General features: G+C 63.0%; 23 protein-coding genes and 1 pseudogene. 12 read left to right on the forward strand and 12 right to left on the reverse strand.

Translation table 11 applies throughout. The annotated features are described in order from the left end of the window. Positions 1 to 10 precede the first annotated feature (10 nt). The 3 genes from AC0L3O_RS15930 (at position 11) to rpmG (ending at position 2,169) form a co-directional block, all read left to right on the forward strand. Complete coding sequence (locus tag AC0L3O_RS15930; protein ID WP_023801086.1) at positions 11 to 1,186, forward strand: MFS transporter; 1,176 nt, start codon at positions 11 to 13, stop codon at positions 1,184 to 1,186. Positions 1,187 to 1,291: 105 nt separating this feature from the next. After that, positions 1,292 to 1,747: a hypothetical protein gene (locus tag AC0L3O_RS15935; RefSeq protein WP_128244819.1), complete on the forward strand. Its 456-nt coding sequence runs from the start codon at positions 1,292 to 1,294 to the stop codon at positions 1,745 to 1,747. A 254-nt stretch (positions 1,748 to 2,001) separates the two neighbouring features. Further along, positions 2,002 to 2,169, forward strand: coding sequence for a 50S ribosomal protein L33 (gene rpmG, locus AC0L3O_RS15940; RefSeq protein WP_006201775.1), 168 nt, complete (start codon positions 2,002 to 2,004; stop codon positions 2,167 to 2,169). 389 nt (positions 2,170 to 2,558) lie between these two features. Here the strand turns inward: rpmG and AC0L3O_RS15945 are convergent, their stop codons facing one another. Next, positions 2,559 to 3,932, reverse strand: coding sequence for a PleD family two-component system response regulator (locus AC0L3O_RS15945; protein ID WP_023801084.1), 1,374 nt, complete (start codon positions 3,930 to 3,932; stop codon positions 2,559 to 2,561). A gap of 33 nt (positions 3,933 to 3,965) precedes the next feature. Further along, positions 3,966 to 4,322 carry a response regulator gene (locus AC0L3O_RS15950; RefSeq protein WP_287247952.1) on the reverse strand — a complete coding sequence of 119 codons (357 nt, stop codon included), beginning with the start codon at positions 4,320 to 4,322 and terminating at the stop codon, positions 3,966 to 3,968. Positions 4,323 to 4,571: 249 nt separating this feature from the next. Here AC0L3O_RS15950 and AC0L3O_RS15955 point away from each other — a divergent pair, with 249 nt between their 5' ends. Next, positions 4,572 to 4,871, forward strand: coding sequence for a DUF3572 domain-containing protein (locus AC0L3O_RS15955; RefSeq protein ID WP_128168995.1), 300 nt, complete (start codon positions 4,572 to 4,574; stop codon positions 4,869 to 4,871). Between the two features lie 24 nt (positions 4,872 to 4,895). Here AC0L3O_RS15955 and AC0L3O_RS15960 read toward each other — a convergent pair whose 3' ends face one another. Both AC0L3O_RS15960 and AC0L3O_RS15965 read right to left on the reverse strand, forming a co-directional pair. Further along, positions 4,896 to 6,389 (reverse strand): hypothetical protein, encoded by a 1,494-nt coding sequence (locus AC0L3O_RS15960; protein WP_473535326.1) that lies wholly within the window; start codon positions 6,387 to 6,389, stop codon positions 4,896 to 4,898. A 150-nt stretch (positions 6,390 to 6,539) separates the two neighbouring features. Continuing rightward, the gene (locus AC0L3O_RS15965) at positions 6,540 to 7,964 is read right to left on the reverse strand and encodes a S8 family serine peptidase (RefSeq protein ID WP_473616021.1); all 1,425 of its coding nucleotides are present in this window, start codon (positions 7,962 to 7,964) and stop codon (positions 6,540 to 6,542) included. A gap of 125 nt (positions 7,965 to 8,089) precedes the next feature. Here AC0L3O_RS15965 and AC0L3O_RS15970 point away from each other — a divergent pair, with 125 nt between their 5' ends. Continuing rightward, positions 8,090 to 8,632, forward strand: a complete 543-nt coding sequence (locus AC0L3O_RS15970; RefSeq protein ID WP_023801080.1) for an RNA polymerase sigma factor — start codon at positions 8,090 to 8,092, stop codon at positions 8,630 to 8,632. Further along, positions 8,629 to 9,420: an anti-sigma factor family protein gene (locus AC0L3O_RS15975; RefSeq protein ID WP_128168992.1), complete on the forward strand. Its 792-nt coding sequence runs from the start codon at positions 8,629 to 8,631 to the stop codon at positions 9,418 to 9,420. The genes AC0L3O_RS15970 and AC0L3O_RS15975 overlap by 4 nt, the downstream gene beginning before the upstream one ends. Here AC0L3O_RS15975 and AC0L3O_RS15980 read toward each other — a convergent pair. Beyond that, positions 9,402 to 9,977, reverse strand: a complete 576-nt coding sequence (locus AC0L3O_RS15980) for a hypothetical protein (RefSeq protein WP_287378086.1) — start codon at positions 9,975 to 9,977, stop codon at positions 9,402 to 9,404. The two genes, AC0L3O_RS15975 and AC0L3O_RS15980, sit on opposite strands and share 19 nt — an antisense overlap. Before the next feature lie 268 nt (positions 9,978 to 10,245). On the opposite strand from AC0L3O_RS15980, the gene AC0L3O_RS15985 reads away from it, so the two are divergent. Beyond that, positions 10,246 to 10,407 (forward strand): hypothetical protein, encoded by a 162-nt coding sequence (locus tag AC0L3O_RS15985; protein ID WP_287174010.1) that lies wholly within the window; start codon positions 10,246 to 10,248, stop codon positions 10,405 to 10,407. 329 nt (positions 10,408 to 10,736) lie between these two features. Here AC0L3O_RS15985 and AC0L3O_RS15990 read toward each other — a convergent pair whose 3' ends face one another. Beyond that, positions 10,737 to 11,459 carry a DUF6065 family protein gene (locus AC0L3O_RS15990; RefSeq protein ID WP_473616022.1) on the reverse strand — a complete coding sequence of 241 codons (723 nt, stop codon included), beginning with the start codon at positions 11,457 to 11,459 and terminating at the stop codon, positions 10,737 to 10,739. A gap of 123 nt (positions 11,460 to 11,582) precedes the next feature. Further along, positions 11,583 to 12,158 (reverse strand): GNAT family N-acetyltransferase, encoded by a 576-nt coding sequence (locus AC0L3O_RS15995; RefSeq protein WP_128244814.1) that lies wholly within the window; start codon positions 12,156 to 12,158, stop codon positions 11,583 to 11,585. 68 nt (positions 12,159 to 12,226) lie between these two features. On the opposite strand from AC0L3O_RS15995, the gene AC0L3O_RS16000 reads away from it, so the two are divergent. Continuing rightward, positions 12,227 to 13,555, forward strand: coding sequence for a DNA polymerase IV (locus AC0L3O_RS16000; RefSeq protein ID WP_473535329.1), 1,329 nt, complete (start codon positions 12,227 to 12,229; stop codon positions 13,553 to 13,555). Positions 13,556 to 13,651: 96 nt separating this feature from the next. On the opposite strand, the gene AC0L3O_RS16005 is transcribed toward AC0L3O_RS16000, so the two are convergent. After that, positions 13,652 to 14,158: a hypothetical protein gene (locus AC0L3O_RS16005; RefSeq protein ID WP_473476899.1), complete on the reverse strand. Its 507-nt coding sequence runs from the start codon at positions 14,156 to 14,158 to the stop codon at positions 13,652 to 13,654. Positions 14,159 to 14,312: 154 nt separating this feature from the next. Between AC0L3O_RS16005 and AC0L3O_RS16010 the strand changes: the two genes are divergently transcribed. Then, the gene (locus tag AC0L3O_RS16010; protein WP_473531049.1) at positions 14,313 to 15,194 is read left to right on the forward strand and encodes a DMT family transporter; all 882 of its coding nucleotides are present in this window, start codon (positions 14,313 to 14,315) and stop codon (positions 15,192 to 15,194) included. 103 nt (positions 15,195 to 15,297) lie between these two features. Here AC0L3O_RS16010 and AC0L3O_RS16015 read toward each other — a convergent pair whose 3' ends face one another. From AC0L3O_RS16015 to AC0L3O_RS16030, 4 genes are all read right to left on the reverse strand, one after another. Further along, the gene (locus AC0L3O_RS16015; protein ID WP_128168985.1) at positions 15,298 to 16,101 is read right to left on the reverse strand and encodes a potassium channel family protein; all 804 of its coding nucleotides are present in this window, start codon (positions 16,099 to 16,101) and stop codon (positions 15,298 to 15,300) included. Between the two features lie 103 nt (positions 16,102 to 16,204). Beyond that, the gene (locus AC0L3O_RS16020; protein ID WP_473616024.1) at positions 16,205 to 17,215 is read right to left on the reverse strand and encodes a methyltransferase; all 1,011 of its coding nucleotides are present in this window, start codon (positions 17,213 to 17,215) and stop codon (positions 16,205 to 16,207) included. 100 nt (positions 17,216 to 17,315) lie between these two features. Then, positions 17,316 to 20,795 (reverse strand): DNA polymerase III subunit alpha, encoded by a 3,480-nt coding sequence (gene dnaE, locus AC0L3O_RS16025; protein WP_473616039.1) that lies wholly within the window; start codon positions 20,793 to 20,795, stop codon positions 17,316 to 17,318. 360 nt (positions 20,796 to 21,155) lie between these two features. Continuing rightward, positions 21,156 to 23,168 carry an acetyl-CoA carboxylase biotin carboxylase subunit gene (locus AC0L3O_RS16030; protein ID WP_473616025.1) on the reverse strand — a complete coding sequence of 671 codons (2,013 nt, stop codon included), beginning with the start codon at positions 23,166 to 23,168 and terminating at the stop codon, positions 21,156 to 21,158. A 200-nt stretch (positions 23,169 to 23,368) separates the two neighbouring features. Here AC0L3O_RS16030 and AC0L3O_RS16035 point away from each other — a divergent pair, with 200 nt between their 5' ends. From AC0L3O_RS16035 to AC0L3O_RS16045, 3 genes and pseudogenes are all read left to right on the forward strand, one after another. Then, positions 23,369 to 24,496, forward strand: a complete 1,128-nt coding sequence (locus tag AC0L3O_RS16035; RefSeq protein WP_027156281.1) for an S-(hydroxymethyl)glutathione dehydrogenase/class III alcohol dehydrogenase — start codon at positions 23,369 to 23,371, stop codon at positions 24,494 to 24,496. Positions 24,497 to 24,842: 346 nt separating this feature from the next. Beyond that, a complete protein-coding gene (locus AC0L3O_RS16040; protein ID WP_091597173.1) occupies positions 24,843 to 25,310 on the forward strand; it encodes a YaiI/YqxD family protein in 468 nt (155 codons plus the stop codon). A gap of 130 nt (positions 25,311 to 25,440) precedes the next feature. Beyond that, positions 25,441 to 26,123 (forward strand): annotated as a pseudogene (locus tag AC0L3O_RS16045) (DUF1345 domain-containing protein). The last annotated feature ends 92 nt before the right edge of the window (positions 26,124 to 26,215 follow it).

Genomic DNA, 26,215 nt, shown 5'->3' on the forward strand with positions numbered 1-26,215 from the left:
TTCACATCCCATGACAGTCGATACCCAGCAAGAGGTCGAAGAACGCGTCCATTGGCTGCCGATGATCGCGGCGATCTCGTCGATCAGCGTCGTCGGCATCGCCATCGGCCTCGGCATGCCGCTGCTCAGCGTCATTCTCGAAACGCGTGGCCATTCGGCGTCGATGATCGGCTTCAACACCGCTGTCGCCGGCCTCGCCTCGATCGCCGGCGCACCGCTCGCCACCCCGCTGGCGATGCGGTTCGGCGTCGCCAGGACGATGCTCGCCATGATCGCGACCGGAGTGCTGGCCTTTGTCGGCTTCCATTTCGCACCGGACTTCTGGATGTGGTTTCCGCTGCGCGTCCTGCTGCACATCGCGCTGACGGTGCTTTTCATCCTATCGGAATTCTGGATCAGCACATCGGCGCCGCCGCACCGGCGCGGTCTCGTCCTCGGCATCTACGCCACCGTGCTGTCGCTCGGCTTTGCCGCCGGGCCGTGGCTGTTCGCCCAACTCGGCAGCGCCGGCTTCCTGCCCTTCGGCGTCATCATGGCGCTGGTGACGCTGGCCGCCATTCCAGTTCTGGCGGCACGCAACGAGAGCCCGACGATCGTCTCCAACGGCGAAACCAGCAACTTCCTGCGCTACATCTGGCTGGTGCCGACGGCGACCGCTGCGGTGCTGGTGTTCGGCGCGGTCGAGACCGGTGGCTTTGCGCTGTTTCCCGTCTATGGCAACCGCATCGGCTACTCCGAGGCCGATGCCGCCCTGCTGCTCACCATGATCGGCCTCGGCAACGTGCTGTTGCAGATCCCGCTCGGCATGATCAGCGACCGTGTCAGCGACCGCCGCTATCTGCTTCTGGCCTGTGCAACCATCGGGCTTGCCGGCACCATCTTCATGCCGCACTTCGCGCAGAACTGGCATCTGATGGCGGCGCTTCTGTTCGTCTGGGGCGGCGTCGTCGCCGCCATGTACACGATCGGCCTGGCCCATCTCGGCTCGCAGCTTTCCGGCCACGACCTGGCCTCGGCCAACGCTGCCTTCGTGCTCTGCTACGGTGTCGGCATGGTGCTCGGCCCGCAGGCGATCGGCATCGGCATGGACCTTTTCGGCCCCTCCGGTTTCGGCTGGGCGCTCGGCTTGTTCTTCGCCTTCTATATCGCGCTGGTCGGCGCCAGGCTTATCCGAAAAATCCTGTAGAAAGACCCGATCGATGCCTCAGGTGGCGCAAGGCTGCTGACATAACCGTGTCAGCAGCACCTGGGTAGATTGTCAGCAACACGCCACGAATTTGAGGATGCCGCCATGATCGACTCCGGGTTTGAAACGAAATCGCTGCGGATGGAATTGCTGCTGCTTGTGACCTTCCAGGCGCCGGCTTCCGATGTCGACCGTATCATGGAAGCGGTAGTCGCGATCGCCCCGCTCACCACGGGCAAATACGACAGCAATGCCTACCAGTCGGCGCACGGCATCGAGCGCTACCGGGCGCTCGAAGGTGCTGCCGCCGGTGCCGAGACCGAATTGCTCAGACGGCATGGCACGGTGGAAGTGTCGTTCGAGCTGCCCGACGACCAGGCGTTGGCCGCCCGCATCGTCGAGGCGATCTTCCAGGTCCACACCTATCAGGAGCCGGTGATCCGCATCCAGCCGATCCTCGCCAGCCGCTCCAAGGGATTGGACGACCGCTCGAACCCGAACCGCTGGTGGAACACCACGGGAGACTGGAAGAAGGCCGCTCCAGTTAAAGAAGATGCGTAGAATCGGAACGCGGCCGGATGAGGGGTGCTCCGGCTTGGCACCGACAGCACTCCGTCCAACACCCCTCTTCCGTCTCGGCGCTACGCGCCGATCCACCTTCTCTCACAAGGGGAGAAGGAAGAGGCCGGCTCACAGGGTGTCTCACAGGGTTGACTTTCCGGGCGCGTTGTTTATGTGTCGCGCCAAGTTCCCGCGTCCGGGTGTTTTCCCGTGCTCCAGCGGCCAAGACTCCACGAACATAATGGACTGATACAATGGCCAAAGCCGCAAACATCAAGATCAAGCTTCTGTCGACCGCCGACACCGGTTTCTTCTACGTCACCAGCAAGAACAGCCGCACCAAGACCGACAAGCTGTCGTTCCGCAAATACGATCCGGTCGCCAAGAAGCACGTCGAGTTCAAGGAAACCAAGATCAAGTAATCTGCTTTCCTGCTTGAGACAAAAACGCCGCCCCGTGGGCGGCTTTTTTGTTTTCAACGCTCGAAAAGTCCAGCATTTCCAATGCTTGGCGCAGTGACTTGATGTCATTTTGAGGTTTGGGGGCCGGCCGGCGTTTGGCAGCGGTACGAGGAGGCCACTATGTGCCAGCGCCGGCCGGCCGACCCCACGGACCCAGGAGATGCGGCGGACCTGAATCATGGGGTATTCTTCGGATCGATCCGGCGATCTAGCCTCGCGCCGGTCCCGTCATCGGCCTGCACATTTGCGCAACAGCCTGCGAAAATCAACAATTTCTTAACCAAGCCCGGCGAATCGCTTGCGTTAAGGTAAATTCGTAACCCTGTCACATTGACAGGATAATCGGACTTTTACGCCGCCTTGGCGACGACCCGGTTGCGGCCGGCGCTCTTGGCTTCGTAGAGCGCGAGGTCGGCCCGCTTCATCAGCCCTGCAACCGAGTCGACACCCTTCAGCACCGACGACACGCCGACGCTGACGGTAACCTCGATCGTCTTGCCGTCCTGACCGACGGCAAACGGCATCTGGGCGATCTCGGCGCGAATACGCTCCGCGACCTTTTCGGCGACCGCGCCGTCCGTGTCCGGCATCACCACGACGAACTCCTCGCCACCGAAGCGGCAGGCGAGATCGATGCCGCGCACATTCTTGCGCAGCCGCCGCGCGAATTCGCGCAGCACCTCGTCGCCGCCGTCATGGCCATGCGTGTCGTTGACGGTCTTGAAGCGGTCGAGATCGGTGATCATCACCGACAGCGGCCGCCGGCGCGCCACGGCGCGGTCGAACAGTGTCTGCAGATGGCTGTCGAGGTAACGGCGATTGTGCAATCCCGTCAGCGGGTCGGTCACCGCCATCTCGATGGTCTGGGTGACGCTGGCGCGCAACTGGTCGTTGTAGCGCTTGCGGCGCACCTGCGTGCGCAGCCGCGCGGTCAATTCATGCTGGTCGATCGGACGCATCAGATAATCGTTGATGCCAAGCTCGAGGCCGCGGACGATGCGTCCCTCCTCACCCTGCTCCGCCAGAAGGATGATCGGCACGAAACGGGTGCGATCGAGCGAACGCAGTTGCGAGCAGAGCCTGAGCGGATCGAAATCGGCAAAACCCGTCGAGATCATCACGCATTCATAGGGCGTCTCGGCGGCCTGGAAGAAGCCCGCATGCGGATCGGTGGCGATGTCGAGGTCGGCGCTGCTGCGCAGCATCTTCTGGACGCGCTCAATGGAGGATTTGCGCTCGTCGATCAGCAGAACCTTCGGCGTGGTGTCCGCGGACGCGAAGTTGCGGCTCAACAGCTCCTCGATGCCGATATTGCGCGTGGTCGAGGCGCGCAGGCGCAGCTCATCGGTCAAAGTCTTCAGCCGGACCAGGCTTTTGACGCGGGTCATCAATTGCAGATCGTTGACCGGCTTGGTCAGAAAATCGTCCGCACCGGCCTCGAGGCCGCGCACCCGGTCCGAAACCTGGTCGAGCGCGGTGATCATGACGACCGGGATGTGCGACGTCGCCGGATCGCTCTTCAGCCGGCGGCAGACTTCGAACCCGTCCATGTCAGGCATCATCACGTCGAGCAATACGACATCGACCTTGCCGTTTTCACAGGTCTCGATTGCGTCCGGCCCGTTGGTGGCGGTCAGCACCTCGAAATATTCGGCAAGCAGCCGGACCTCGAGCAGCCTGACATTGGCAGGGATGTCGTCGACGACGAGGATCCGTGCAGTCATCTCATAAAGCTCCGGCTGGGCTGGAAGGGCGCATCAGGCGTCGCCCAGGTAGGATTTGATGGTTTCGATGAAACGCGGCACCGAGATCGGCTTGGAAATATAGGCTTCGCAGCCACCCTGGCGGATACGCTCCTCATCGCCTTTCATCGCGAATGCGGTGACGGCAATGACCGGGATAACATGGAGGTCGTCGTCCTCCTTCAGCCATTTGGTCACTTCCAGCCCCGACACTTCGGGCAGCTGGATGTCCATCAAAATGAGGTCCGGCTTGTGCAGTCGCGCCAGATCCAGCGCTTCCAGACCGTTGCGCGTGCGTACCGTCTCGTAACCGCTCGCTTCAATGAGGTCACGAAAGAGCTTCATGTTGAGCTCGTTGTCCTCGACGATCATGACCTTCTTAGGCATCAAATTCCCGTCCCGGCCTGCCTTCCGCTCGAAGGATGCCGCCATGCGCCCTCGCCGGTACGCACCAAACCCTGCTCAACTCTACCGCGAGATAATTGACGAAACGGAAACCGGCTGCCGGAAAAGCTTCGGATTTCACCGCGAACTCCGCATTGCAGAGACAGATGGCTTGCCGCAGGCGACGCTTGCGATTACTGCCAAAAACAGACTCATTCAACCCACAAGAAGGTAGTGATGGCAAACCCAGGGTCAATGCGCGAGGAAGCGGAAACCATTGCCGTGAAGGCATTGGGCTTCGTCGCCGCCGATCCGGAACTTCTGCCCCGCTTCCTGGCGATCACCGGCATCGAGGCGCATTCGATCCGCCAGGCCGCCGGCGAGCCGGGATTCCTGGCCGGCGTGCTGCAGTTCATCCTCGCCCACGAGCCGACGCTCATGCGGTTCGCGGCGGAAACCGGCACGCCGCCGGCTTCCGTCGGCAGGGCGCTGCGGGCGCTGCCGCTTGGCGACGACGATCATGAGCATTCGATATAAGCGACGACCGGATCGCGAAAACGCCTACGGCGTCGTTTCTTCTTCGCCGTCGTCGCCGTCATCATCCGCAACCGGATCGGCCGGTTTCACCATGACACCATTGACGGTGACCGACCCGTCCGGCTTGCCGTTGACGACCCATTCGATGCGGCCGTCCGGCAGCGTCTTGCCGAATCCCTTGATCGCAAGCGCCACCGGCACATATTGCGCGGCTTCCGGCTCCGACTTCGCTGCCGCCTGCAGGCTTTCCACGATCCTGTCATAGCCTGCGACATCGATGGTCACATTGGCCTCCGGCTTCATGCCGGCGAAGGTCATCTCGCCTTCCATCGCGATTTCCATATCGCCGTTTTTCACCGTGCTGTGGCCGATGACAAATTTCGGCATCCTGGCCATGAAATCAGCGGTCAAGGTATCGCCGAAGTCGGCCGGCAGCGGTGGATTCTTGTTCAGATCAAAGGCTTCGATCGCCTTCTTCGCCATGCTGTCGAGATCGATATTGGCGCCGCCGAAACTCAGATTGACATCGGTCGGCAGCAGCGCCGTGCTCCAGGCGGGCGCGAGATTGTCAGGGATCTTCAGTCCCGCGGCCCTGATCGAGTAGTTGATTGCTCCGTTCTGGGCGATGCCGTCGGTCCCGAAGCCTGTGTCCAGCTCAGTCGCCCCGAAAAGCCCGACCGGGCTTTCGACGGTGAGATCCTTGAACCCGTAGGTTCCGTCGAGCCGCTCCCACAGCGGCAGCGCGGCGAGCAGGAGCGATTTGAGCTGCGCCTGGTTGGCCTTCAGTCTGGCCTCGTCTTCATTGGCGACGGCAAATGCCAGCAGATCGAGAAGCGGCCTGGTCCGCACGCCTTTGCCGGTCGCGTTCACCGACAGGTCTGGCGATTTGATCGTGAGCGGGAATTTCAGCCCGCTCTTGGGATCGTCAAAGTCGAGCGCCTCGGCGAAATCGGCGAGCGTCTGCGTCGCGGTGAAATCGACGCCGCCATTCGCAGCTTTGCTTGCGTTCATGGTGGCCGTACCGGCGCCGGTGCTCACCTTGGCGCGCTGCACGGCGTCCCGGGAATTCATCGTCATCCCGGCAATCGACTGTGTGGCGCTGGTGAAAGCCGCCAGTTCGGGATCGTAGACGCCGGAAAACTTGCCGTCTGTAATCGAGAACTGCATGCTCTGCGGGCCCTCTGGCCCCTTGAACTCGAAGGACCCGCTTTGCGACACGTCCGCCGAGACGCTCCATGTCCCGTTGCTGCCTGGCTTGACGAGCAATGCGTAGGGGCTGAAGTCGAACTTGAAGGAATTCTGCGCCGCCAGCAGGTCGACGACAGGTTTGAAGTCGACGGCGAGTTTATAGGCGTCGCCTTCCACCGAAACCTTCAGGAAGCCGCTGTCGATCGCCTTGCTGCCGAAATAGCGGGACAGATTTTCGGAGAGCTGCTTGGCACCCTCGCCGTCGACGGTCTGGCCGAAGGCAGGCGCGCTGAGCGCGAGGACAAAGACGGCCGGCAGAACACGATTCACGCAGAATCTCCGTTGCTGTTTCTGTGGTAAAAACTCCAGCCGCAACCGTAATCGGAAACCGTCGGGGTGCAATCCCCTCGTTGGGGCTGGAAGCCGGTCTATAACCAGCCTTCGCCCTCCGCGCTATCCTCCGGCATCGACAGTGGAGCTTCAGGTCGCCTTCTTCGACGTGACGAGGCAAGCGGCGCTGGCATTGAGCAGGCCCCAGCCGAAGACGTCGTCCTTGCCCGGCGCGCCGAGATCTTCCGCCGACTTGCCGAGCGCGTCTTGAATATCGGCTGCGGTGGCGTTGCCGTTTGCAGATTTCATCAAGGCAGCGGCTGCGGTGACGAAGGGCGCCGCGAAGGAGGTGCCGGTCTTCGGCCGTGCGCCGCTGACCGACGCGGCCGTCCATACTTGGACGCCGGGAGCGGCCAGGTCGATATGCTCGCCGCGGCCGGCGCGCCTGTAGGGGCGTTTCATGCGGTCGACCGCCGTCACCGCGATCACTTCAGCATAGGCCGCCGGATAGGCAGGCCCGGCTTTTGGGCCGCCATTGCCGGCGGCGGCGACGATCACCATGCCGCGTTCGGAGAGTCTTCGGACAACCTGCTCGAGAAGCGCATTCGCAGGACCCGACAGGCTCATATTCGTCACCTGCACGCCGCGCGCCGAAAGAAGGTCGAGCGCGCGAAGCAGATCGTAGGCGTCCGAGCGGTCATCCTGGCGATCGCCCCGATGAAACGCATCGACCGCGATGAGCCTGGCGTGCGGCAGCAGGCCGGGAGTACGGCTGTCGGCGCCGCCGACAAGCAGGGCCGCGACGGCGGTGCCGTGCTGGCGGCCGGACTCGGGAACGCCGTCGTCCGACAGGCGAAGAACTTCGACCCGGCCTTTCGAGAAGGCGTCATGCGCAGGATTGATCGCGGTGTCGATAAGGCCGATCGTGACATTGCCACCGCAGCCGGCTGGCAGTCCGCTACCGGCCGGCCAGCCGATCAGGCCCGCGGCGGCGCAGTGCGGCCCGGCACATTCAGCTTCCTGTCCGGGCCGGTAGTAATGCACGAAATCTGCCGTCGACTGCGGAGCGGCATCGATGACAAGATCGCGCGCAACCTCCAGCGGCATGTTGGGTGGAATGCGCAGCCGAATCAGCTCCGATCCAAGAAGCTGAATGTCGGCACGATCCAGTACGGTGAAGCCGGTTGCCTGAAGCCGACCGATCTCAGCCGAATTCAGCCCGGTCGCCACGATCTGGTCCGGTACCCGAGACGGCAAAGGGGCGGCTGGCCGTTGCGCGCGCCTGCCGCTGCGCCTTGGCGGGCGCGGAAGAAACCGATCCGTCAGCGCGCGAAATAGGTTCGGGCCGGTCGATCGGCTGGACGTCGTTCGCGACCCACCGGGCGAAGCGCCGGACCGACCGCCGTCATCACCACCGCCATCGTCACCGCTACCGTCGTCATCGGCCAACGCCGATCTTGGTCCGAACTCGCCGAGCGCCAGCTGGCCGCCCGGCGCCTGAGGATCGACGAGCAATGCGACGGCGACCCAGAAAAGCAGCAGGGCTTTTGGTCTCAACCAGGAGGTGGTGCGCATGGTCTCCCTCACATTTCCGGCCGTCGCCGATTTTCAACGTCGCGAGGCTAGCGGAGCTGTCCGGCAATAAGCTAGCCTTGCGAGGAACGGGCGCGGGGCCGCTTTATTCCAGAACCTGGAGCAACATGCCGGAACAAGCCGACCGCGTCCAAGATCAGCTTGTCGCTTTTCTGCCGAATCTGCGCCGGTTCGCGATTGCGCTGTGCCGGTCCCGCGACATCGCGGACGATCTTGTCCAGCGCGCCTGCGAACGGGCGCTCGCCAACGAGCAGCGTTTCGAGCCAGGGACGCGCTTCGACGCGTGGATGTTCAAGATTCTGAGAAATCTGTGGATCGACGACATCCGCAAGCGCAAGGTCGCCGGCCCGCAGGACGATATCGACGAGCGCCATGACATCGCCGGCGTTTCCGGTGAGCGCGAGATGGAGGCGCGGCTGGCGCTGAACAGCGTGGCGCAAGCCATAGGCGAGCTCGCCGCCGACCAGCGCGACGTGCTGCTTCTGGTCTGCGTCGAAGAGCTTTCCTACAAAGAGGCCGCGGAAGTCCTTGCCGTGCCGATCGGGACGGTGATGAGCAGGCTGGCCCGAGCGAGGAGGAATCTGGCGGAGGCGACTGGAATATCTTCGGCGCCCACCCGTTCTCCGGTCACAAAAGGGGCTGCAAAATGACCGAAGAGACTTTTTCGGACGAAATCCTGATGCGGTTCGCCGACGGTGAGCTTGATCCAGACATGGTCGCCAGGATCGAGCAGGCGATGGAAACGGACGACCGTCTAGTTGCCAGGATTGCTGTGTTCATCGAAACCAGAGCGCAGGCGCAGGCCGCGCTGAAGCCGCTGCTCGACGAGCCGGTTCCCGAAAAACTTGTCGCGGCCGTCGAGCAGATGATCGAGGCCAGGCGTGCCGGCGAGAAAGCGGCGACGGCATCGATATTGCCCTTCGGCAGCAGGCGCTTGGCAGGGCCTGCTTCGAGGTCTCGATGGATGCTGCCAATTGCCGCCTCTCTCGCGGCGGCAATTGGCGGCGGGCTCGCCGGCTATTGGGCAGCAGGCACCAACGAACGCACGCAGGGCGGCTTGTGGGTTGCCGGCGTCATCAGGCCGGGCTTGGCCCAAGCCCTTGAAACGGTCGAGTCCGGCAAGGAAATCAAGCTCGCCGGGATCAGCGACCGGTTCCGGGCCATCGCTACGTTCCGTAACGATTCGCAGGATTTGTGCCGCGAATTCGAGGTCGACTCGCAGGACCGCTCCACGGTGATGTCGGTCGCCTGCCGTTCCGGCGACGAATGGCGCGTCAGCTTCGCGGTCGTGGCGCCCGGCGACGCCGGAGGCTATGCCCCGGCCTCGTCGACCGAAGCCCTCGACGCCTATCTTTCGGCGATCGAAGCAGGCGCTCCGATGTCAGCCGAGGAGGAAGTCAAAGCGCTGGACGAGATCCGTCAAAAGGACCGGAAGTGAAACTGCGACGGCCCGGCCCGCTCTGACCCGGCTTGCTCTGGCCCGGCTTGCTCTGAAATGGAATCCAACTTTCTTTGAATGGAATAAAGCCGGCGATCGCCCGTTACTCCGCCGGGCCGCAACTGCCGGTCCGGTCTGAAACAAGGAGTAACTACCATGACAAGACACTGGAAGCTCAAGTCGACACTGGTCGCAGGAATGGCAGCGCTCGCGAGCACCACGGCGCAGGCGAAGGAGTCTCCCACGGGGGCGCCGGAAACCGAGCGTCCGCCGGCCGCAATGTCCAGCCAAAGCGACGGTTCCTTCATCCTCGCTGGCAACAGCTCTTCAAATTCGAGCTCCAATTCGTCGTCCAACGGTTCGTCGAATTCCAGCTCTAATTCGTCGAGCAATTCGAATTCGAACTCGTCTTCGAACTCCAGCTCCAATTCCTCGAGCAACTCGAATTCGAACTCATCGTCGAACAGTTCCTCCAACTCGAACGGTTCGGATCGCGGGTGGTCGCGCAACTGGCGGCGTTGACGCGGGCCGGGCGATAGAGCGGCGGCGCGCTTCAACTTGTGTCCGCCGCTTCAAAACAATCCACAGACAAACGGGGGCCAGCCGGCCCCCGTTTCGCATTCGCTGTTGGCCTCGCTCTCGCGCACAGAGGATTTGGTGTCGACGGTCGCTGTCGGCCGGCCCGCAACCATGGATCTCCAACGTTGGCGAGTAGCCACACGCTACTACACCTTCGTCATCCTAGGGCAAGCAAGGAGCGAAGCGACGCGGCGCAGACCCTGGGATCCATGCCGTTACGCCAGTCGAAAAATGCAGCGGAGCAGGATGGCGCCTTGTATCCGCAACGGAGCCAGCTACCCTTCTACCATGACCGGCTATGCCTACATGACCGCGAGCCAGAAGCGCGGCGCGATCTATATCGATCTCGGCCATCCAGCGCGAAAAGTCGCTGAAGCGCTCGCCGCACCAAATGGAAGATCGACCTGATGAGAAGACCAATCCGGAATGGTTCGAGCTTTTTCGCGGAACGGGGTGGTAGGCGTTCGGTTCTGGTCCGCTGCATTCTTCGGCTTGGGTAACGGCATGGATCCTAGGGTCTGCGCCGCGTCGCTTCGCTCCTTGCTTCGCCCTAGGATGACGAAGTGGAGGGTGTTTTCGGCCAATCTCAAAAGTCTGCGATTCCGCTGAAAGGGACCGTGGCGACCGGCCCCGATGCGTCAAGATAGAGCGGCGGTGCGCTTCGACTAAAAGTCGGCCGCGCTCCACAAGGAAACGGGACCTAGCGGCCCCGTTTCGCATTGTTCTCCAGAAAAAGCCTAGCGGGCCGCGCGGGCCCATTTGCGATACCAGCCTTCGCTGGCAATCGTGTTGCGGTAGACCGTTTCGCGCTCGGTCGCCTCGGCTCCGGTCTCCGCCTGGATCTCGGCCTTGAGCGCCGCATCTTCGCGGCGAAACGGAATGACCTGGACCAGCCGCGTTCCCTTTTCGATGACGTAGAGGCCATCCGGCGCCGTCGCAAAGAACGGAAAATGGATGTGGGCTGCGTAGGTGTCGGTATCGACGATGCCGGCGACGCATTCGAAAGGCTGAGCCGGCCGATTGAGCGGCGGCAGGAACAGACAACTCCAGCCCGGCGGGGTACGGATCGACCAGTAATTGTGAAATTTGCATGGCGGTGCCGGTTCCCTCGGATTGCCGGCGACCTGATGCGCGCCATGATTGCTGACCATCACCCTGTCGAACTCCCAGCCGGCATCAACGGCGCTGCCGCCATCCTTGACCTCAAGGCGGACGGTCGCCGCGAGCGGCAGGATCCAGCCGGTTGTCATCGCGTCGAGAAAAGGCATGCAGCGCTTGACGGTCAGGCCATTGTTGGTGGCCGAGGCTTGCTGCGCATCGACCGGCGGCAGTTTGCGGAACCAATCCGGCAGGACCGTCCTGGCCGCCACTGGCGGCGCGATGACCCCATGATCTTCCGGCCGACAGGAAAACCGGATCGAGCGAGAGGTCTTCTGAGAAGTCTGGGAAAAATGAAACATCGATGGCCTCCTTGGAAAAATCCGAGGAGGAACGGGCCGCAGCCGGATTTATTCCCGGGTGGGCGTCTGATATGCAGGCCGACGACGATAGTTCGGTCGCCGCGGCGCGCACAGCAGCATTGTCTAAAGCACCAATCGCATCAGCGGCCGGCCTGCCTTGCGCTCGACCAGCCTCTCGAAGCCGGCTTTCTCGAAGACCCGCGACGAGCCGACGAACAGCCCGATCGAACGCGAATCTTTCGACAGGTCGATCGGACATGCCTCGACCAGCCGCGCGCCATTCTGGCGAGCAAATTCGATGCCGCCTTCGACCAGCCGGTGCGTCACGCCCCGGCCGCGCGCCTTGACGCGGATGAAGAAGCAGGAAATCGCCCAGACGCCCGGATCGGTGGCGTCGGCGGGATCGACCGGCGCCGACCCCCTGCCCTTGTTGTTCCATTCGGGCACGTCGGCGCGCGGGCCGATCTGCATCCAGCCGACCGCCTTGCCATCCTCGAACGCCAGCACGCCCGGTGGCGGCCCGGCCTCGATCCGCGCCTTGATGTGGTCCTTGTTGCGTTCCCGATTGCCGGCGCGCCGCGCTGCCGGCGACAGCCGGAAATGTGTGCACCAACAGCCGTAGCAGGCACCCTGCTTACCGAAAAGATCTTCAAAATCCGCCCAAAGCTCGGGCACCAGCGGCGCTATGGTCGTATTCACGAACTCTCTCCCGGCCCACCGCCTTGTCGTGGCGTCCGTCCTGACGTACCATTGCTTTTGTTCTCTTTATGTTCGCAGCGATGGCGGTTCCTGTCAACAATCCCGATCACGGTTTTTGCCGCGACTGCCTGACCTTTCAGCGCGGTGAGGCACGGCGCTGTGAGCGCTGCGGCAGTCCACGGCTGGCCCGCCATCCGGAGCTCTATCGGCTGCATCTCGCCCATATCGATTGCGACGCGTTTTATGCGGCGGTCGAAAAGCGCGACAACCCGGCGCTGAAGGACCGGCCGTTGATCATCGGCGGCGGCAAGCGCGGCGTCGTCTCCACCGCTTGCTACATCGCCCGCGTCCACGGGGTGCGCTCGGCGATGCCGATGTTCAAGGCGCTCGAAGCCTGTCCGGAAGCGGTCGTCATCCCGCCGGACATGGAAAAATATGGTCGCGTCGGCCGCGAGGTGCGCGCCATGATGCAGGCGCTGACGCCGCTGGTCGAGCCGATCTCCATCGACGAAGCGTTTCTGGACCTTGCCGGCACCGAGCGCCTGCATGGCGTGCCGCCGGCGGTGGTGCTGGCGCGCTTCGCGTTGGGTGTGGAGAAAGAGATCGGCATCACCGTTTCATCAGGCCTTTCCTACTGCAAGTTCCTGGCCAAGGTGGCGTCGGACTTTCGCAAGCCGCGCGGCTATTCGGTGGTCGGCGAGGCCGAGGTGACCGGCTTTCTGGCCGAGCAGCCGGTGACGCTGATCTGGGGGGTGGGAAAAGCCTTCGCCGCCACGCTTGAGCGCGACGGCATCCGCACCATCGGCCAGTTGCAGCGCATGGAGCGCGGCGACCTGATGCGCCGCTACGGCGTGATGGGCGACCGGCTCTACCATCTTTCACGCGGCGAGGACGACCGCCGCGTGCACCCCGACCAGGATGCGAAAAGCGTCTCGGCGGAGACCACTTTCGACACCGACATCGCCTCCCCCGAGGAACTGGTTTCGGTGCTGAGAGCGCTGTCGGAAAAAGTCTCGGGGCGGCTGAAGAAATCCGGCATTGCCGGGCGCACCGTCGTGCTGAAGCTGAAGACGCAGGATTTCAAGACCCGCACGCGCAACCGGCAGCTCGGCGACCCGACACGGCTAGCCGACCGCATTTTCTCGACCGGGCTCGAGCTGCTGCGCAAGGAGGCGGACGGCACCAGATACCGGCTGCTCGGCATCGGCGTCAGCGACCTCTCGAAGGACGAAAAGGCCGATCCGCCCGACCTCGTCGATATCCAGTCGCGCAAGCGTGCCATGGCCGAAGGCGCGATCGACACGCTGCGCGACAAGTTCGGCCGCAAGGCGGTGGAGACCGGCTACACCTTCGGCAAGGGCCGCAATGCCCACCCGCCCGAGCCGATCGAGGATTAGTTTAAGCATGACCCCGAAACTAAGGTCCGCGCAAGCGAAAAGCGGATCCAGTTTCCGAAGGATCACGCCCAAGCAAGATGGGTAAAGCGGGCCTCTTCAGATGCGTCGCAAATCGATCCGGCTGGTCGTCACGCGCTCGCCGGTTTTTGGGTCGACGTCGATAACGGTCAGCCGCATGCCGTCCTCGCCGTTTTTCTCGACGGTCATTTGCGCGGTACGATCGCCGTTGACCTTCTTCGCCCAGCGGATGCCGAGATTGATCGCATTGCCCGAGCGCTTGCCGCTGAGCTGCGCCGGCCCGGTGCGGGATCCGACATAGGTGCCGGTGTACTTCGTCCCGCTGGACTTCAGGTCGGCACTGATGGCGCGCGTCACCACGACGAGACCGCGGCAGGTGCCGTCCAGCGACAGTGAACTCGATGTCGCGTCGGAATTGAAGCGGCAGGAGACGTTCACCGTCGGCGCCTCGGTGGTTACCTTGACGGTGCCCTTGCCGGCAAAATTCCCCTCGAACGAGCGAAGAAAATCGGCCTCGTCGGCATGAGCCGCGCCGGCGGCAGCCGTCAGGCAGCCGGCCAGTGCAAATCGTGCACATGATTTCATTGGATCTCTCCCCTTGAACTGGCTGTTGGACCAACGTTCGCCGTGACGGCAAGTTCCGCCCTCAACATGACCGTTTTGCAACGCGCCGCTCTGGCCCAGCCGAATGCGTCGACTAGCGGTTGCGGTGAAAGTCCCGACTTGCGACATAGCGCGCATGGCACCCTCGCCCTCGATCCCCAAGGCTGCGTTCTGGATGGCGCTGTCGATCGCATCGTTTCTGACGATGTCGGTCGCCGGCCGCGCCACGACGGCCGAGCTCAATGTATTCCAGGTGCTGGAGCTGCGATCGGTGATCGGCCTGTTCATCCTCCTGCCGCTGGTGATGATGTCAGGCGGTTTTGCGGCGATGCGCAGCAAACGCCCCACCGCCCATATCGCCCGCAACGTCGTCCATTTTGTCGGCCAGGCGGCATGGCTCTACGCCTTGACATTGATCCCGCTGGCCGTGCTGATCTCCATCGAATTCACGACGCCGATCTGGACGGCCATTCTGGCGGTCGGCTTTCTTGGTGAAAGACTAAGCCGGCCCAGACTTGCAGCGATCGTGCTCGGGCTGATCGGTGTGCTGGTCATCGTCCGTCCGGGCGTCGGCTCCGTCGATCCGGGACATGTTGTCGTGCTGGGTGCCGCGGTCTGCTTCGGCATATCCGTGGTCCTGGTCAAATCGCTGACGCGGACGGACAGCGTCGTGTCCATCATCTTCTGGATGCTGGTCATCCAGTCCGTGCTCGGCCTTGTCCCGGCGCTCTACGAATGGCGCAACCCGCCGCTCGAACTGTGGCCGTGGATCCTGCTGATCGCCTTCACCGGCATGTCGTCGCATTTCTGCATGGCGCGTGCACTCGCCTATGCCGACGCCACCGTCATCTCGCCGATGGACTTTTTGCGCGTTCCGCTGTCGGCGCTGATCGGCTGGCTGCTGTATCAGGAGCAGATCGACGCCTTCACCGCCGGGGGCGCCTTGCTGATCCTGCTGGGCAATCTGCTTAATCTGCAGAAAAAGGCGACCAAACCAGCGGAAGTGGCAGCGTCTTAGCATTTTGCAGCCAAACGGCTTCGTTTGGCGTCCGACAAAATGCGTCAAAGCAAAGAGCTACCGCGCGGTTTTGTTTCCACAAAACCGCGCTTAGCCTCGCATTTCAGTCGCCTTCGTCGGGTATGTTGAGGAGATGCCCGCAGGCCTTGCAGTGGACGGCGTCGGCTTCATGCCGCTGAAGGCCACATTGCGGGCACGGGAAGAAGACCTTGTTGGGACGGAAGAGCGCCTGTGCCAGCCTGACGAACAGCGATATGCCGATGATCATGGTAACGATCGCGGTGAGCTTGCCGGCTATCCCCGGCAGGACGATGTCGCCGAAGCCGGTCGTGGTCACCGTGGCGACGGTGAAATACAGCGCATCGACATAGCCTTCGAGACCGGCCCCGGTGCGGAAGAAGAAGGTGTAGACGAAACCGGTGACGACAAACAGGAATGTCAGGAGATTGATGACTGCATGGCTTGCCTCGCGCCATTTTTTGAGGCCGCGCATCTCGAAAAACCGCCACAGCGCGCCGCTGCGCGACAGCGACCACAGCCGCAATATGCGCAGGAATCCCAAATTGGCCAGCGCCGAAGGCATCAGCAGCGTCAGCAGGATGAAGCCGTCGACCCACGACGTCGGCTGCTTCATCAGGCGCAGCATGTCGTTTGACGCCAGCAGCCGGGCAATCATGTCGGCGGCGACAAGCGCTGCCACTGAATAATCGAGCCAGAGGAACGAGGACGATTCCTGGATCACCGGTGTGGCGATGAAGAAGGCGATGATGGCAAGGTCGATGATAATAGCCGCCAGCTGAAACCGGAAAGCCGCAGGCGTGCGCCCGTGATAGAGTTTGCGCAGCGTGTCGCGCAGCCGCGTCAAGGCTGAAAAATCCTGCACTCCGTCCCTTTTCGGCGTCTTCATGACGACTGCGATAACGCTCGCTGCGACAGCCGTCCAGTGGGCAGAGCAGAGGCAAGCCGCTGTGGCTTGAGAACATCCGGAGCGTTCCACACCCGGAAAGCAATCAGACCGGTTCCGCCTCGATGATGCTGATGCGAGGTCCGGCTTCAACGATATTGGCGACCCGAAAATCCGACGCCGCAAGCAGCAACCTGAATTCTTCCGCCGTGCGCTCCTGCCCGCCCGGCATGACCAGCATGTTCAGATCGCCGAATTTTGCGACGGCGCCTTCATTGGGCGGCGCCAGAATGCTCTCGAGCACCAGCAGTTTGCCTTCTGGGCGAATCGCCCGGCGGCAGCTTTTCAGGATCCGGATGTTTGTGTCGTCGTCCCAGTCATGCAGGATCCATTTAAGCACAATAGCATCGGCTCCTTCGGGCACCGAGACGAAGAAATCGCCGGCGACGATGTCGCAGCGATCGGCCACAGCCGCGGCGTCGAAGACCGGGCCGGCCTTCGCCACGACCTGCGGCTGATCGAATAGAATGCCGCGCTGGCCGGGATTGCGGCGGAGGATTTCGGCAAGCAGCGCGCCCTGCCCGCCGCCTACATCCATAACGACGGAGAACTGCCGGAAGTCATAGGCCGCGAGCACCGCAGCGGCGACGCCACGCGACATGGCCGTCATCGCCCGGTCGAAAACGACGGACTCTTCCGGATGCTCCGCCCGGTATTCCCAAACGCCCTTGCCATAAGCGTGGCGAAAGGCGTTTTCGCCGGTGCTGACACTGTGCAGCAGATCGCTCCATGCCTGACGGAAATACGGCCGTCCGGCCAGAATTGCCCACGACGCGACCGAATGCTGAACGTCGGATCGCAACGCGCCGCCAACCGGGGTCAGCGAGAAGGACCGGTCTTTCGCTTCATGGAACACGCCGACGGACGCAAGGGCGCGCAGCAGCCGGTAGAGCGCCTGCGGATGGGTATTGGTCCGAACGGCCAGTTCGCCGCTGCTGCGTTTTCCGTTCTTGAGATGGTCTGCAATGCCCAGCGTGGCGGCGACGCATATCGCCTGAGATACCTGGAAGCCATTGACCATTTTCTGGAGTTCGGCAGCGGCATCCCGCTCATCCATGACGCACTCCCCCGGCCGCCAAAAGACCCAGGCCGCCGAGCCCACAATACCAGCGGCATCGTCACCGAGCAATGCGACCTGGCGGAATACGGTCGTTAGCTCACACCAACTCCACCTCCACCACGCCCGGCACCGCCCGCATGGCCGAGGCGATCTGTGGCGAGACGCGGTAACGGTTGGGCAGTTCGATCTCGACCTCGCCCTGCGCCTCGTCCTTGATGACGATAATGCTCACCAGGCTGTCGCCGCGCTGGGTAAGCTGCGATTGAATCGCCGACGCCGGCCGATCATCCCTGACAAAGATACGCAAGGCTTTTTGGATGCGGCTTGCCTCGTCCTCCAGCGACTGCACCGTCTGGATGCGCAGATTGACGCCTTCGGGCCTGTCCTCGGCCGAAACTGTGACCACCACCGAACGGCCGGGCTCGAGCAGGTCGCGATATTGCGCCAGACCTTCGGAAAACAGCACTGCTTCATACTGGCCCGACGTGTCGGAGAACTGCACGACGCCCATCCTGTTGCCGGTGCGCGTCTTGCGCTCCTGCTTGGTGGTGACGGTGCCGGCAAGCCGCCCGGCGGCAGCGCCGCGTTTGACGGCGCCCGAGAACTCGGCCCAGGTCTGCACCCGCATCTTCTGCAGCGCCGCCTTGTATTCGTCCAGCGGGTGCGCCGAGAGATAGAAGCCGACCACCTGGAATTCACGGTGCAGGCGGTCGGCGGCAAGCCACGGGTCGGTCGCCGGCAGGTTGAGCGCCTGCGACTGCGCGCCGAGCGAGGCGCCGAAAATGTCGTGCTGGCCCGACATTGCATTCTGCTGCGCAAGCGACGCCAGCCCCATCATCCGCTCGACGCCCGCCATCATCGCGGCGCGGTCGTGACCGAAGCAGTCAAGCGCGCCGGCCATGATCAGGCTTTCGAAGACGCGCTTGCCGACGATCTTCGGGTCGACCCTTTCGCAAAAATCGGCGAGGTTCTTGAACGGTTTTTCGCCGCGCATGGCGACGATATGCTCGACCGCCGCGTCGCCGACGCCCTTGAGCGCGGCCAGCGAATAGAAGATCCGGTTCTCGGCGACTTCGAAGGCGCGGAAGCTTGATATCACCGACGGCGCCACGACATCGATACCGAGGCGCAGCGCATCCTGGCGGAAATCAGCGAGTTTATCGGTGTTGCCCATGTCGAGCGTCATCGACGCGGCCAGGAATTCGACCGGGTAGTGCGCCTTCAGATAGGCCGTCTGGTAGGAGACGACCGCATAGGCGGCGGCATGCGACTTATTGAAACCATAGTCGGCGAACTTTGCCAGCAGGTCGAAGATGAAGTCGGCTTGCGGCTTGCCGACGCCGCGCTCGATCGCCCCCGAGACGAAGCGCTCGCGCTGCTTGTCCATCTCGGCGCGGATCTTCTTGCCCATGGCGCGGCGCAGCAGGTCGGCTTCGCCCAGCGAATAGCCGGCAAGCTCCTGCGCGATCTGCATCACCTGCTCCTGGTAGACGATGACGCCTTGCGTCTCCTTCACCAGATGGTCGATCTTCGGATGGATCGAAGCCATCTCCTCCTCGCCATGCTTTCTGGCGTTGTAGGTCGGGATGTTCTCCATCGGGCCCGGCCGGTAAAGCGCGACCAACGCAATGATGTCCTCGATGCAGTCGGGCCGCATGCCGATCAGCGCCTTGCGCATGCCGGCACTTTCCACCTGGAACACGCCGACCACTTCGCCGCGTGACAGCATGGCATAGGTGTCGGGGTCGTCGAGCGGAATATGGGCAAGATCGATCTCGATGCCGCGGCGGCGGATCAGCTTGACCGCGGTCTCCAGCACCGTCAGCGTCTTCAGGCCGAGGAAGTCGAACTTCACCAGGCCGGCCTGCTCGACATACTTCATGTTGAACTGGGTGACCGGCATGTCGGAGCGCGGGTCGCGGTACATCGGCACCAGCTCCCACAGCGGCCGGTCGCCGATGACGATGCCGGCGGCGTGCGTCGAGGCGTGGCGGTAGAGGCCTTCCAGCTTCTGCGCCATGTCGAGCAGCGTCTGCACGATCGGCTCGCGCTCCGCCTCCTCGGCAAAGCGCGGCTCGTTGGCGATGGCGTCGGCGAGCTTGACCGGATTGGCCGGGTTCGACGGCACCATTTTGCTGAGCTTGTCGACTTGGCCATAGGGCATCTGCAGCACGCGGCCGACATCGCGCAGCACCGCGCGGGCCTGCAGCGTGCCGAAGGTGATGATCTGGCCGACCTGGTCGCGTCCGTATTTATGCTGGACGTAGCGGATGACCTCCTCGCGCCGGTCCTGGCAGAAATCGATGTCGAAGTCGGGCATCGACACGCGGTCGGGATTGAGGAAGCGCTCGAACAGCAGCGAGAAGCGCAGCGGATCGATGTCGGTGATCGTCGTCGAATAGGCGACCAGCGAGCCGGCGCCCGAACCGCGCCCCGGCCCGACCGGGATGCCTTGCGCCTTCGCCCATTTGATGAAGTCGGCGACGATCAGGAAATAGCCGGGGAACTTCATTTTCTCGATGATGCCGAGCTCGAATTCCAGCCTTTCGCGGTATTGCTCGACCGCGTAGCCAGGGGCTAGGCCGTGCGCGGCGAGCCGCGCCTCCAGCCCTTCATGCGCCTGTCTGGCAAGCTCCTGCGCCTCCGCCTTCACCGCCGCATCGGCGTCGGCGACATCGCCGCCGGCAAAGCGCGGCAGGATCGGGTTGCGGGTCTTGGGATAGTAGGAGCAGCGCAGCGCGATCTCGACGGTGTTGTCGATCGCCTCCGGCAGATCGGCGAACAGCCTCGCCATGTCGGCCTGGCTTCTCAGAAAATTGTCGGGCGACAGCCGCCGGCGGTTGTCGACGGCGACGACCGACCCTTCGGCGATGGCGATCAGCGCATCATGCGCCTCATAGTCGTCGCGCGAGGAGAAAAACGCCTCGTTGGTGGCGACCAGCGGCAAGTCGTTGATATAGGCGAGGTCGACTGACGATTTCTCGATGGCCCGGTCATAACCGGAAACCCGTTCCAGCTCGACATAGAGCCGGTCGCCGAACAGCGCCTTGAGCGCCAGAAGCCGCGTCTCGGCGAGGTCGCGGCGGTCCTCTTTCAGCGCGTTGCCGATCGGGCCGCGCGGCCCGCCGCTGAGACAGATCAGGCCGTCGCAATGGCCTTGCAGCATCTCGGTCGTCAGATGCACGGCCTCGCCGGGCGGCGTTTCCAGATAGACCCGGCTGACCAGCCTGACCAGATTGCTGTAGCCAGCCTCGGTCGCCGCGATCAAAACCACGGGCCGCATTTCCGGGCCCTGCCGCCTGCGGTCGCGCTGGCTGTCGCCGGCTTCACCGGAAAAAGCGAGAGCGGTCTGGCAGCCGATGATCGGCTGAATACCCTCCTTCACCGCCTTTTGCGCAAATTCGAGTGCGCCGAACAGATTGTTGGTGTCGGTGACGGCAATCGCCGGTGCGTCATCTTTGACCGCATGGCCGACAACCGTGCCGAGTTGCAAAGCGCCTTCGAGCAGCGAATAGGCCGAATGAACGCGCAGATGAATGAACGGCCGCGCCGGCGCTTCCGGCCGCGATGCCTTCATAAAAGCCTCGCGCCGCAACGGATCGCGGGGAAGTGTCTCATTCGCCATTTTTTTATCGCCGTTTGAGAGGACTCAGTCGATGAGGATGTATTGTCCGGCACTGGACGATGCGAGTCCAGCGACAGGCCAATTGTCGATGCTGGCGCTGCCCCTCATCCGCCTGCCGGCACCTTCTCCCCGTATAGTGACGGGGCGAAGGGGCTGGCCGCAACCTCGGCTCGCTTTCTGCAACGCCGGAGATTGGCGAAATCCTGTGCGAAGGCGTCTTTCTCCCCGTCACTATACGGGGAGAAATGCCCGGCAGGGCAATGAGGGGCAGCGCCAACCAATGCGATTGCCTTGTGCCAAGTGACGGCATCCTCACGCAAATTCCATGATCACCGCGTCGACGGCGAGACTGTCGCCCGGTTTTGCCTTGAGTTTCGACACGGTGAGATCGCGCTCGGCGCGCAGCACGTTTTCCATCTTCATCGCCTCGACGACCGCCAGCGTCTCGCCGGCCTTGACCTCCTGCCCTTCGGCAACGGCGATCGACACGACAAGGCCGGGCATCGGGCAGAGCAGCATCTTCGACGTATCCGGCGCCACTTTTTCCGGCATCAGCCTTTCGAGTTCGGCGGTGCGCGGCAGCATGGCGCGTGCGCTCACCGACATGCCTTTCCAGGCGACGCGAAGCCCGTTCAGCACGGGCCTGACCTGCGCAGCGATCCTTCGGTCGCCGACCGTGCCGCGCCAGACGAGATCGCCCGGACGCCAGTCGGAGGCTACCGTCAGCGCCTTGCCGCCGTCGATCGACAGACCGAGTTCCATCGGAATGGAGATCATGCCTTCGAGCACCGAGGCTGAAAGATAGTCCTTGCCGATCTTGACCACCCAATCGCGTTTCAGGACACCCGAATGCGGCGCCAGCCGCCCGCCGAGCCGGTCGAGCCGGTCGCGGCGCAGCAGTTCGACCGCGGCGGCGATCGCTGCGAGAACGGCCTTTTCCTCGCTGTCAGGCACGATCGGCGCGAAGCCGTCGGGATATTCCTCTGATATGAAGGCGGTCGATATCCGCCCTTCCCGCCAGCGCGGATGCTGCATAAGTGCTGCCAGGAACGGCATGTTGTGCTCGATGCCGTCGACGACAAAACTGTCGAGCGCTTCCGACATGGCGTCTATTGCCGCGAGCCGAGTCGGCGCCCAGGTGCACAGCTTGGCGACCATCGGGTCATAGAACATCGAGATTTCCGAACCCTCGGTAACCCCGGTATCGTTGCGGACGACGACGTCGCCGAACTGTCCCTCTTGCGGTGGCCGGTATCTCGTCAGCCGGCCGATCGACGGCAGGAAATTGCGATACGGGTCCTCGGCGTAGAGCCGGCTTTCCACCGCCCAGCCGTTCAGCTTGACGTCGCTTTGCTTGATGGCGAGCTTTTCGCCGGCTGCTATGCGGATCATCTGCTCGACCAGGTCAATGCCGGTGACGAGCTCGGTCACCGGGTGCTCGACCTGCAATCGTGTATTCATTTCAAGGAAATAGAAGTTCTTTTCACTATCTACGATGAACTCGACCGTGCCGGCGCTCTGGTAGTCGACCGCGCTGGCCAGCGCCACCGCCTGCTCGCCCATGGCTTTCCGGGTCCTGGCGTCGAGGAAAGGGGAAGGCGCCTCTTCGACGACCTTCTGGTTGCGGCGCTGGATCGAGCATTCGCGCTCGCCGAGATAAAGCGCATTGCCATGCGCGTCGGCCAGCACCTGGATTTCGATGTGGCGCGGATCGACCACGAACTTTTCGATGAAGACGCGGTCGTCACCGAACGAGCTTTTGGCCTCCGACCGCGCCCGGTCGAACCCATCGCGCACCTCGGCCTTGCTCCAGGCGATGCGCATGCCCTTGCCGCCGCCGCCGGCCGAGGCCTTGATCATCACGGGATAGCCGATCTCGCCGGCTATTTTCTCGGCATGACCGGCATTCTCGATGACGCCGAGCCAGCCGGGCACCGTGCTGACCCTGGCTGCATTGGCGAATTTCTTCGATTCGATCTTGTCGCCCATCGCCCTGATCGCTCCGGGTTTCGGGCCGATGAAGACGATGCCTTCGTTCTCCAGCGCTTCACAGAAGGAGGCGCGTTCGGATAAAAACCCGTAGCCGGGATGCACGGCTTCAGCACCCGTCGCCTTGCAGGCGGCAATGATCTTCTCCGGCACCAGATAGCTCTCAGACGCCGGCGAAGGCCCGATATGGACAGCCTCGTCGGCCATCTCGACATGCACGGCGTCACGATCGGCGTCCGAATAGACCGCGACGGTGGCGATGCCCATCTTGCGCGCCGTCTTGATGACGCGGCAGGCGATCTCGCCACGATTGGCGATCAGGATTTTTGTGAACATACGGGTTTTGTTCCCTCGGCTGCCTTTCTTTTATGGGCTTGGCCCGGCCGGTCAAGGCACGTAAGCGCATATCCGGGGTGCCGAGTCGCCTGGTGACGACCAAACCCGGGCTCCGAACTGTCAATTCGTCCCATAGTCCAGAACCTGCAGATACGCTAAAGCTCGCCTCGATTGCCGATTTGGCTGAGAGGAGAGCCCCGATGAAAACCCGTGCCGCTGTCGCTGTCGCCGCCGGAAAACCGCTGGAGATCCTGGAGGTCGACCTCGACGGCCCGCGAGCCGGCGAGGTGCTGGTCGAGATCAAAGCGACCGGCATCTGCCACACCGACGAGTTCACGCTGTCGGGCGCCGATCCCGAAGGGATTTTTCCGGCGATCCTCGGCCATGAGGGCGCCGGCATCGTCGTCGATGTCGGCAAGGGCGTCACCTCGGTCAAGAAGGGTGACCACGTCATCCCGCTCTACACGCCGGAATGCCGGCAATGCCCGTCCTGCCTGTCCAGAAAGACCAATCTGTGCACCGCGATCCGCGCGACGCAGGGGCAAGGCCTGATGCCGGACGGCTCGTCGCGCTTCTCGATCGGCAAGGACAAGATCTTCCACTATATGGGCTGCTCGACCTTCTCCAACTTCACCGTGCTGCCCGAGATTGCGCTGGCCAAGGTCAATCCCGACGCGCCCTTCGACAAGATCTGCTACATCGGCTGCGGCGTCACCACCGGCATCGGCGCGGTGATCAACACAGCCAAGGTCGAGATCGGCGCCACGGCCGCCGTCTTCGGCCTCGGCGGCATCGGCCTCAACGTCATCCAGGGGCTGCGCCTTGCCGGCGCCGACATGATCATCGGCGTCGACCTGAACAACGACAAGAAGGAATGGGGCGAGAAATTCGGCATGACGCATTTCGTCAATCCGAAGGAGATCGACGGCGATATAGTGCCCTATCTCGTCAACATGACAAAACGCGGCGCCGACCAGATCGGCGGCGCCGACTATACGTTCGACTGCACCGGCAGCACCAAGGTGATGCGCCAGGCGCTGGAAGCATCGCACCGCGGCTGGGGCAAGTCGGTGGTCATCGGCGTTGCCGGCGCCGGCCAGGAGATCTCGACGCGGCCGTTCCAGTTGGTCACCGGCCGCACCTGGATGGGCACCGCGTTCGGCGGCGCGCGCGGTCGCACCGACGTGCCGAAGATCGTCGACTGGTACATGGACGGCAAGATCGAGATCGACCCGATGATCACCCACACGCTGAAGCTGGAGGACATCAACAAGGGTTTTGATCTGATGCATGAGGGCAAGAGCATCAGGAGCGTGGTGGTCTATTGAGAATTTGCGACGTGGCCGGGAGGAAGCAAGGCAATCGCTTCAGGTTTGGGCTGCCCCTCATCTGCCTGCCGGCATCTTCTCCCCGTATAGTGACGGGGAGAAGATGCTGATCGCAACGTCGGCACGCTTTCTGCCACGCTGAAGATTGGCGAAATCCTTTGCGAAGGCGTCTTTCTCCCCGTCACTATACGGGGAGAAATGCCCGGCAGGGCAATGAGGGGCAGCGCCGACCTTTGAAGCGATTGCGCTGCACCAACAGGTCCGGAGCGTTGCTGGGATGGCGACCGCTCGAATATCATCGACAGAGCCAGGCACAATCGCCAGCTCCATACGCGTTGGACGAACCATGCCCGCACCCGCCATTTACGTCGATGCCGATGCCTGTCCGGTGAAGGCCGAGGTCGAGAAGGTCGCCGAGCGCCATGGCGTCGTCGTCACCTTTGTCTCCAATGGCGGCCTGCGCCCGTCGCGCGATCCGATGATCCGCAACGTCGTCGTGTCCAAAGGCGCCGACGCGGCGGACGACTGGATCGTCGACAATGCCAAGCCCAACGACATCGTTGTGACATCAGACATCCCGCTTGCGGCCCGCACGGTGGCGCTCGGCGCCCATGTGCTTGGGCCGACCGGACGCCCGTTCACGCCGGAAACGATCGGCATGGCGGTGGCGATGCGCGACCTCAAGCAGCATCTGCGCGAGACCGGCGAAAGCAAGGGCTACAATGCCAGTTTCGCGCCGCAGGACCGCTCGCGGTTTCTTGGCGAGCTCGACCGCATCTTGCGGCGTGCGCTGAAATCCGCCGCGCTGGGCTAGCGCTTTCACCTCGGACCGGAGGTCAGCGCAGCAAACCAGAATAACATGTGCACAATCAAAAGTGCTATAATGTCCGAGTCTTAGAGGACGAGCGGCGGTGTAGAAGACGGACCGCATCAGAGGCCGGGCCATGACGACCGAGCTGCCCCTGAAGAAACCACTGCACCGCCACATCCAGTTCGCGGTGTCGGCCTGCATCGGCGTGGTGGCACTGGCGATCGCGCTGGCCTTGCGCACTCCGCTCGCCTTCTCCATCGGCGCCAATGCGTTTTTCGCCGCTACACCGCCATTGTCGTCGCCCAGATGCCGCTGCTCACCGGCCGCTATCTGAGCAAGCATGCCCGCGCCACCGACCAGCCGGTGCTGGTCATCTTTGCTGTGACTCTGATTGTCGTCGCCGTCGCCTTGATCTCGTTGTTCCAAGTGATCAATCGCGAGGGCAGCGCGCATCGTGTCGAACTCACCTTTGCGCTGCTGTCGATCCCGCTCGGCTGGTTCACCATCCACGCCATGACCGCGCTGCACTACGCACATGTTTACTGGGTCAACGACGAAGAGACCGATCCCGGCAGCAAATCGAAGCAGAAAAAGCCCGTCGGCGGCCTTTCGTTTCCCGGCAAGGAGGAGCCGGACGGCTGGGATTTTCTCTACGTCTCGGCCACCATCGGTATGACCTCACAGACCTCCGATACCGCGGTCTCGACCACGCAAATGCGTCGTATCGTGCTTTTGCATTCGATCGTGTCGTTCTTTATCAATACAGTGATCGTCGCTGCCGCGGTCAACCTCGCCGTCAGTTTCGGGAGCCGGTAGCACCGGGCAGGCTGTAATAATTCCGTGATCGGATGAAACATCGCTTTGGCCGGCGACGTATTGGGAGGAGAACGATCGGAAAGGCCGACTGA

It is taken from the genome of Mesorhizobium sp. WSM4810 (assembly GCF_055811235.1).